The following is an 8,085-nucleotide window of genomic DNA, read 5'->3' as shown; positions in this document are numbered from 1 at the left end:
CGAGGACTCGGCCGCGGCGCCCCGGGGCGCCCCCCACGCCACCGCGGAGAACGCGGGCGAAGGCCGCAGCGCGACCACGGCCGGCGACACCCGGAACGAGGGATCCAGCGCGGAGCGGACATCCGGCGCAGGGGCCGATGCCCCGAGCGCGGGAAGCACGGCCGAGAGCGCGTCATCCGGCAGGCGCCGCCGCCCACGCCGCAGGCCCCCGTCGGCCCACACGTCCTCCGGCGAACCGAGCCGCACCGAGTCCACCGCACCGGCCGCGGAGCCTCCGGCCAGGTCCTGGCTCCCCCGGCTCATCGCCTCCGGCGCGCGACCCGAGGACACCCGCGCGACACCCACCTCGGGACGCACCCGCCGCCCCAGGGCGTGCCGCCCCGCGGGCGCACCGAACCCCGCCGGATCGCAAGCATCCGCCGGTCCTGTTGCAGGACAAGCCGCTTCGGCGAATCCGGCACCGAAGAACGCGGAACCCACGGCGGACCCGGCCACCGGCGCGAACCACAGCGCCCGCCCCCTGACCGCGCGCCACGCCGGATCCGGCGCACCCGCCGAGCCCACCGCACATCAGACGGCGGCAGAATCGGCACCGAAGACCACTTCCAGCGGTCGCGCCCGGCGCGCCCGCGCTCGGCGCGTCCGCACGCGAACACTCGAGCAATCGGCACGAACAGAATCGGAGCAGCAGTGACAGAGCCGAGTCGTATCCAGGTCCGCACCGCCGACCCGTACCCGGTGATCATCGGTCGCGGCTTGCTCGGCGAGCTCGTCGAGTCGGTGACGGGCGCGACCAAGGGCGTGCGCACCGTCGCGATCTTCCACCAGCCTCCGCTGGCCGAGACCGCCGAGGTGGTGCGCAAGGCGCTGGCCGATACCGGCCTGGACGCGCACCGCATCGAGATTCCGGACGCCGAGGCGGGCAAGGACCTCGCCGTCGCCGGTTTCTGCTGGGAGGTGCTCGGCCGCATCGGGCTGACCCGCAACGACGTCGTGGTGAGCCTGGGCGGCGGCGCGGCCACCGACCTCGCCGGTTTCGTCGCCGCCACCTGGATGCGCGGCGTTCAGGTGGTGCACGTGCCGACCACCCTGCTGGCCATGGTGGACGCGGCGGTCGGCGGCAAGACCGGCATCAACACCGAGGCGGGCAAGAACCTGGTCGGGTCCTTCCACGAGCCGTCGGCCGTGCTGGTCGACCTGGCGACGCTGGAGACCGTGCCGCGCAACGAGATCGTGGCGGGCATGGCCGAGATCATCAAGGCCGGTTTCATCGCCGACCCGGTGATCCTCGACCTGGTGGAGCGCGATCCGGAGGCGGCGATCGATCCCACCGGTGACGTGCTCCCCGAGCTCGTGCGCCGCGCCATCCAGGTCAAGGCCGACGTGGTCGCCGCCGACCTGAAGGAATCCAGCCTGCGCGAGATCCTCAACTACGGCCACACGCTGGGCCACGCGATCGAGCGCCGGGAGCGTTACCGCTGGCGCCACGGCGCCGCGGTCTCCGTCGGCCTGGTCTTCGCCGCCGAACTCGGCCGCCTGGCCGGGCGACTCGACGACGCCACCGCCGACCGGCACCGCGCCATCCTGTCCAGCGTCGGCCTGCCGACCGGCTACGACGCCGACGCGCTTCCGCAGCTGCTGGACGCCATGCAGACCGACAAGAAGACCCGCTCCGGCGTGCTCCGTTTCGTCGTCCTCGACGGTCTGGCCAAGCCGGGCCGCCTGGAGGGCCCCGATCCGTCCCTGCTCGCCGCGGCGTACTCCGCCATCGCCCGCGCGGAGAGCCCGAGCGGCGGCGCGATCCTGCTCTAGCGAGTCACGGCACGCAACAGCAGCGCCCCGCCGATCTCGGCGAGGCGCTGTTTCGCGTTCCAGGGTCAGGCGCCTGCGGGAGCAGCGCCCTCGGTGAGCGAAGGCGTGGAATTGCCGCCTCGCCGCCCCGCGAGCATCCGGCCGATGCCCACGCCGATCAGCCCGGGGATGAAGATCAGCAAGACGATGAACGACGCGCCCGCCGTGAGTTCGAACAGCAGGCCGTTGTCGCCGAGGTCGAAGCGGGGCAGGAAATCCAGCGCCCAGGAGACCGCGCCGCTGCCGAGCCCGCCCGCCACGCCCGCCTTCAGCCACCGAATGGTCAAGTCCGAGCCGCGTTCCGGGTCCGGATGCGCCGCGCGGTCCTTGCGCCCGTCCAGCACGCCCCAGGCCACGATGACCACCACCAGCACGAGCAAGCCCAGCATCCGCATCCACGAACCCTGCGTCGGCCACTGCACCATCGCGAACCCGAGCACGGTGCGCAGCGCCACGACCAACGCGCCGAGCAGGACGGCCCGCACTACCCAAGCAATCATGGGAGACACCTTAACGCGCAGGCCCGGCGAACATAACTAGAACCCGTGTCAGAAATTTCGCAACGGTCAGCCGTCCAGCGCGGCGGCCATCTCGGCGCGTGGCGCCGGGCGCCCGGTGAACTGCTCGACCTGCCCGTAGGCCTGGTTCAGCAGCATCTGCAGCCCGCTCACCACCGTGTGCCCGGCCCGTTCGACGGCCGCGGCCAGCGGGGTGGGCCACGGGTTGTAGATGGCGTCCAGGACGACCGGTGCGATCGCCACCGCCTCGGCGACCAGTGCACCCGCGTCCGCGGGGATCGTGCTGACCACCGCGCCCGCGCGCGCGCTCGCCTCGCGCACGGCGTCGCTGTCGAAACCGATCACCCGCGCCGCCATCCCGAGCTTGTCGGCCAGTTCCAGCGCGCCGCGGGCGCGTCCGGCGTCCCTGGCGACCACGGTGACCGACCGCGCGCCGAGTTCGGAGAGGGCGAGCAGCGCCGGGCGTGCCGTGCCGCCCGCACCGAGCACGAGCGCCTCCGCGATCTCGGTGACGCCCCCGCCGCGGAGCGCGCCGAGCACGCCGTCCACATCGGTGCAGTCCGCGCGCCAGCCCTCGGCCGTGCGCACCAGGGTGTTCGCCGAACCGACGAGCACGGCCCGTTCGGTGCACTCGCCTGCGTAAGCCAGTGCCGCCTCCTTGCCCGGCATGGTGACCGAGAGACCGACCCACTCCGGCCCGAACCCGTCCACCAACCCCGGCAGCTGCTCGGCCGTGCACTCGATGCGCTCGTAGGTCCAGTCCAGGCCCAGCGCCCGGTACGCCGCCAGATGCAGCTGGGGCGAACGGGAATGCGCGATCGGCTTGCCGAGGACCGCCGCCTTGCGCGTCGTCACCGCGCCGTCCGCCGTCGGCATGCCGGTCGATTCACCGTCCACTGTCGAGAATTCCACTCTGTCTTGCCTTTTCGATATTGCGCAGGTGCTCGGAGTAGCTCTCGGTGAACAGCGTGGTGCCCTTCTGATCGATCGTCACGAAGTACAGCCAGTTGCCGGGTTCCGGATTCTCCATGGCGCGCAACGCATTCAGCGAGGGCGCGGCGATCGGGTTGGCGGGCAGGCCGGACATCGCGTAGGTGTTCCACGGGGTGCGGGTGGCCCGGTCGTCGTCGGTGGTGGCGACCTCGGTGCGGTCCAGCGAGTAGTTCACCGTGGAATCGAACTGCAGCGGCTGCTCGACCTCGAGCCGGTTCACGATCACCCGCGCGACCTTCGGCATGTCCTGCGGCAGCGCTTCCCGCTCCACCAGGGACGCCGCGATCAGCGTCTCGTAGGGGCTGAGTTCGGTCTCCGCACCGGATTTGAGCAGCCCGGTCGATTCGTAGCTCGCGGCGCTCGAGCTGATCAGCTGACGCAGAATCTGCTGCGGCGTGCCGCTGGGGTCGAAGTCCCAGGTGCCCGCGGCGATCAGACCTTCGATCTGCCGCTTGCGGTCCGGCGCTTCGCGCACCGACTGCTCGGCCCAGGACGGGACTCCGAGCGCGGCCAGGTCAGGGCTGGAACCCGCGGCGTCGAGCTGGTCGTAGGTCACGCACTTCTGCTGTGCGCCGGTGCCGATGCAGCTGGCGGCGGCGATCTTGGTGTAGATCCCCTCCTTGCGCGCACCGGTGTTGACGTCGTGCTGGTCGTGCAGCAGCCGTCCCTCCGAGATGACCAGGTTGCCGACCCGGGCGTTCTTGCCGAGCAGGGCGGCCACCGCTTCGGCGGCGGGGCTGCGGCTGGGGATCTGGTAGTACCCGGGCTGCACCGAGCTCATGCCCGAATTGCGCACGGCCGCTTCGAAGAACGCGCCGGTGCTCGCGACGACGCCCTTCTCGACCATGGTCTCGGCGATCTGCGACGAGGTGTCGCCCGAGTGCACCTGCACCACGACCAGCGGCCCGGCGGGACCCGCGAAATCCTCCGCCGGGCCGAACTCCCCGATCAGTTTCTTGACCGCGAAACCCCCCGCACCCGCCAGCAGCAGCGCGAACACACCGCCGATGAGCCACATGTTGCGGCGTTTGCGCTTTCGTTCCGCGGCCTTGCGGGAGGCCATCCGGGAACGCTTGCCGCGCGAACCGCGCGCGGGCCGCGCCGGTTTGCCCTCCGCGGCGGTCTTGCGGGCCGACGACCGCTGCGTGCGCGGTGGCGGGGCCTGCTGCTCCGGCTCCTCGTACTCCGGCTCGTCGTACTCCGGCTCGTCGTCGTAGCCGTCGTCCTCGTACAGCGGCGAGTCGTCCTCGTAGAGCGGCTCGTCGTCGTCTGTGTAGCGGGGGATGACGTTGGTGTCGTCGTCGTAGTCGTCCCAGTCGTCGTGCGGCCCTGCCGCGCGCCCGCCCGTATCCCCGCCGTCTCTGCCCCAGGCTCGGTCGTCCCGTCGGTAGCGCCGATCAGCCTCGCGCTGTCGGTACCGTTCCTCGGCCCGTGCCCACCGATCAGTCATGCATCGTCTCCGGACGACGCGTCCCGCGTCGCTTCCTCGACCGCCCTCAACACCGCACTCCGTTCGTCCAACCATCCTTGCAGGATCGACACGGCCGCCGCCTGATCGATCACCTGCCGCTGGCCACGCGCGCGAACTCCACTGTCCCGCAATGCACGTGCAGCTGACACCGTAGTCAAACGTTCGTCGGAAAGCCTGATCGGCACGGGGGCAATTTCGGATCGCAAACGTTCAGCGAACGCAATGGCCAACCCCGCCGCGGTTCCTTTTTCCCCGCGCAACGTGCGCGGCAAGCCGACAATAACCTCAACGGCCTCATATTCCCGCACAATTTCGGCAATTCTCGCTATATCGGTTGCCGCACCCGCGCCGCGCGCATTCTTCTTGGCGCGCGGCACGGTTTCCACCGGGGTCGCGAGAATGCCGTCCGGGTCGCTGGATGCCACGCCGATGCGGACGCTACCGACGTCGATGCCGAGGCGTCGGCCCCTGCCGGGATCGGCCGCCGGATCGGGCCGGTCCGCTGCGTGCGGCCGGCCCGTCGAATGCGAACTCTCCGAGTCGCGCATCACCCGGCGATTTCGGCCACCCGGGCACGGACCGCGGCCAGACCCGCCGCGATCCCGGAGGGATCGGAACCGGCGCCCTGCGCCATCTCCGGCTTGCCGCCGCCGCGACCGGCGATGCTCGGCCCGAAGCTGCCGACCAGATCGCCCGCCTTCACGCCGAGCTCCTGGGCGCCCTTGTTCACGGCCACCACGAACGGCACCTTGCCGTCGACGTTGCCGAGCAGCACCACCACCGCGGGCTCGCTGCCGAAGCGGCCGCGAATATCGGTGGCCAGGGTGCGCAGATCACCCGCGGCGACGCCCTCCGGCGCGGCCGCGGCGACCAGCAGCAGACCGCCGACGCGCTCGGCCTCCTGCACGAACTTCCCCGCCGAAGAGAGCACCGCGGCGACCTTGGTGCGCTCGAGCTCCTTCTCGGCCACCTTGAGCCGCTCCACCAGCTGCTCGACGCGCGCGGGCACCTCGTCCGAGGGCACCTTCAGCGAGGCGGCGACACCGGCGAGCAGCGCGCGCTCCTTGGCCAGGTACTTGTAGGAGTCCAGGCCGACGAACGCCTCGACGCGGCGCACGCCCGAACCGACCGACGACTCGCCGAGCAGCGTGATCGGGCCGATCTGCGAGGAGTGCTGCACGTGCGTGCCGCCGCACAGCTCCATCGAGAACGGGCCGCCGATCTCCACCACGCGAACCTCGTCGCCGTAGTTCTCGCCGAACAGCGCGAGCGCGCCCATCTGCTTGGCCTTGGGCAGGTCGGTGACGAACGTGTTGACCGGGAAGTCGGCGCCCACCGCGTCGTTGGACACCGCCTCGATGTCGGCCTTCTGCTGCTCGGTGAGCTGGCCCTGCCAGTTGAAGTCGAAGCGCAGGTAGCCGGGCTTGTTCAGCGAGCCCGCCTGCACCGCGTTCGGGCCGAGCACCTGCCGCAGCGCGGCGTGCACCATGTGCGTGCCGGAGTGGCCCTGGGTCGCGCCGCTGCGCCAGGCCGGATCGGCCTGGGCGAGCACCACGTCGCCCTCGGTGATCTGCCCCTGCTCGACCGTGGTCTTGTGCACCCACAGCTTCTTGGCGATCTTCTGCACGTCGTTCACGCGCAGCTTCAGACCCGCAGCGGTGATACTGCCGCGGTCGGCGATCTGGCCACCGGACTCGGCGTACAGCGGGCTGCGATCCAGGATCACCTCGACGTCGTGCCCCGCGGTCGCGGTCGGCACCCGGACGCCGTCGGCGATCAGGGCGAGCACGTGCGCCTCGGAGGTCAGCTCGTCGAAGCCGGTGAACTCGGTGGGGCCGCGGTCGACCAGTTCCTTGTAGATGCTCAGGTCCGCGTGCGCGTGCTTGCGCGCGGCGGCGTCCTCCTTGGCGCGCTGGCGCTGCTCGGCCATGAGCGTGCGGAAGCCCTCTTCGTCGACCGAGAGCCCGGCCTCGGCGGCCATCTCCAGGGTGAGGTCGATCGGGAAGCCGTAGGTGTCGTGCAGGGTGAAGGCGTCCGATCCGGCGATCTTGGTGCCGCCCTTGGCCTTCACCGTGGCCGCGGTGTTGTCGAACAGGGTCGAGCCGGTGTTGAGCGTCTTGAGGAACGCCGTCTCCTCGCCGACCGCGACGGTCTCGATGCGGCCGAAGTCGGTGCCGAGTTCCGGGTAGGACGGCGACATGAGGTCGCTGACCACCTTCATGAATTCGGCCATCACCGGCTTCTCGGCGCCGAGCAGGCGGGCCGAGCGCACGATGCGGCGCAGCAGGCGGCGCAGCACGTAGCCGCGGCCGTCGTTGCCCGGGTTGACGCCGTCGGAGATGAGCATGGCGGCGGTGCGGGCGTGATCGGCGATCACACGGAAGCGCACGTCGTCGGCGTGCTCGACGCCGTAGGAGCGACCGGTCAGCTCCTCGGCCTTGTCGATGATCGGGCGCAGCAGATCGGTCTCGTAGACGTTCTCCACGCCCTGCAGCAGCATGGCGACGCGCTCCACGCCCATGCCGGTGTCGATGTTCTTCTTCGGCAGCGAGCCGACCGGCGGGTGGCCGAGCTTCGGGCTCAGCTCACCGCGGACGTCCTGCATGAAGACGAGGTTCCAGATCTCGAGGTAGCGGTCCTCGTCGGCGACCGGGCCGCCTTCCTTGCCGTAGGCGGGGCCGCGGTCGTAGTAGATCTCCGAGCACGGACCGCCGGGGCCCGGCACGCCCATGTCCCAGTAGTTGTCCTTGCCGTCGCGGAACTGGATCCGCTCCTTCGGGATGCCCGCGACCCGGTGCCAGATCTCGGCGGCCTCCGGATCGTCTTCGTAGGCGGTGACCCAGATGCGGTCGGTGTCGAAGCCGAAGCCGCCCTCCTCCTGGGACTTGCTGATCAGCTCCCAGGCGAGGGTGATGGCCCCCTCCTTGAAGTAGTCGCCGAAGGAGAAGTTGCCCGCCATCTGGAAGAAGGTGTTGTGCCGTGTGGTGACGCCGACCTCTTCGATGTCGCCGGTGCGCACGCACTTCTGGACGCTGGTCGCCCGCGGGAAGGGCGGCGCCTCCTGACCCAGGAAGTACGGCTTGAACTGGACCATGCCTGCGTTGACGAACAGCAGGTTGGGGTCGGCCAGGATCAGCGAGGCACTCGGCACCTCGGTGTGTCCGGCACGGACGAAATGGTCCAGGAAACGCCGTCTAATCTCGTGGGTCTGCACAAATATCCAGCCTACCGGTGCGGCGCACCTGGTTTTTC

General features: G+C 70.6%; 7 protein-coding genes. 1 reads left to right on the top strand and 6 read right to left on the bottom strand.

Annotated elements, in window-relative coordinates; translation table 11 throughout:
* A partial coding sequence (locus NL1_RS28950; protein WP_218024503.1) for a hypothetical protein occupies nucleotides 1-564 on the bottom strand: 564 nt, incomplete at its 3' end.
* A gap of 126 nt (nucleotides 565-690) precedes the next feature.
* On the opposite strand from NL1_RS28950, the gene aroB reads away from it, so the two are divergent.
* Complete coding sequence (gene aroB / locus NL1_RS28945) at nucleotides 691-1,812, top strand: 3-dehydroquinate synthase (RefSeq protein ID WP_067845767.1); 1,122 nt, start codon at nucleotides 691-693, stop codon at nucleotides 1,810-1,812.
* A 65-nt stretch (nucleotides 1,813-1,877) separates the two neighbouring features.
* On the opposite strand, the gene NL1_RS28940 is transcribed toward aroB, so the two are convergent.
* From NL1_RS28940 to alaS, 5 genes are all read right to left on the bottom strand, one after another.
* The gene (locus tag NL1_RS28940) at nucleotides 1,878-2,351 is read right to left on the bottom strand and encodes a B-4DMT family transporter (protein ID WP_067845764.1); all 474 of its coding nucleotides are present in this window, start codon (nucleotides 2,349-2,351) and stop codon (nucleotides 1,878-1,880) included.
* 66 nt (nucleotides 2,352-2,417) lie between these two features.
* Entirely contained in the window at nucleotides 2,418-3,245 is an 828-nt protein-coding gene (locus tag NL1_RS28935; RefSeq protein ID WP_067845793.1) for a shikimate dehydrogenase, read from the bottom strand.
* 10 nt (nucleotides 3,246-3,255) lie between these two features.
* Complete coding sequence (gene mltG, locus NL1_RS28930) at nucleotides 3,256-4,812, bottom strand: endolytic transglycosylase MltG (protein WP_067845761.1); 1,557 nt, start codon at nucleotides 4,810-4,812, stop codon at nucleotides 3,256-3,258.
* Nucleotides 4,809-5,381: a Holliday junction resolvase RuvX gene (gene ruvX / locus NL1_RS28925; protein WP_067845759.1), complete on the bottom strand. Its 573-nt coding sequence runs from the start codon at nucleotides 5,379-5,381 to the stop codon at nucleotides 4,809-4,811. Before ruvX ends, mltG begins: the two co-directional genes overlap by 4 nt.
* Complete coding sequence (gene alaS, locus NL1_RS28920; protein ID WP_067845756.1) at nucleotides 5,381-8,047, bottom strand: alanine--tRNA ligase; 2,667 nt, start codon at nucleotides 8,045-8,047, stop codon at nucleotides 5,381-5,383. The genes ruvX and alaS overlap by 1 nt, the downstream gene beginning before the upstream one ends.
* Between the last annotated feature and the right edge of the window lie 38 nt (nucleotides 8,048-8,085).

The sequence above is a fragment of the Nocardia lijiangensis NBRC 108240 genome (assembly GCF_001613045.1).
GTDB classification, from domain to species: domain Bacteria; phylum Actinomycetota; class Actinomycetes; order Mycobacteriales; family Mycobacteriaceae; genus Nocardia; species Nocardia lijiangensis.
This window is presented reverse-complemented; position numbering and strand designations above follow the sequence as displayed.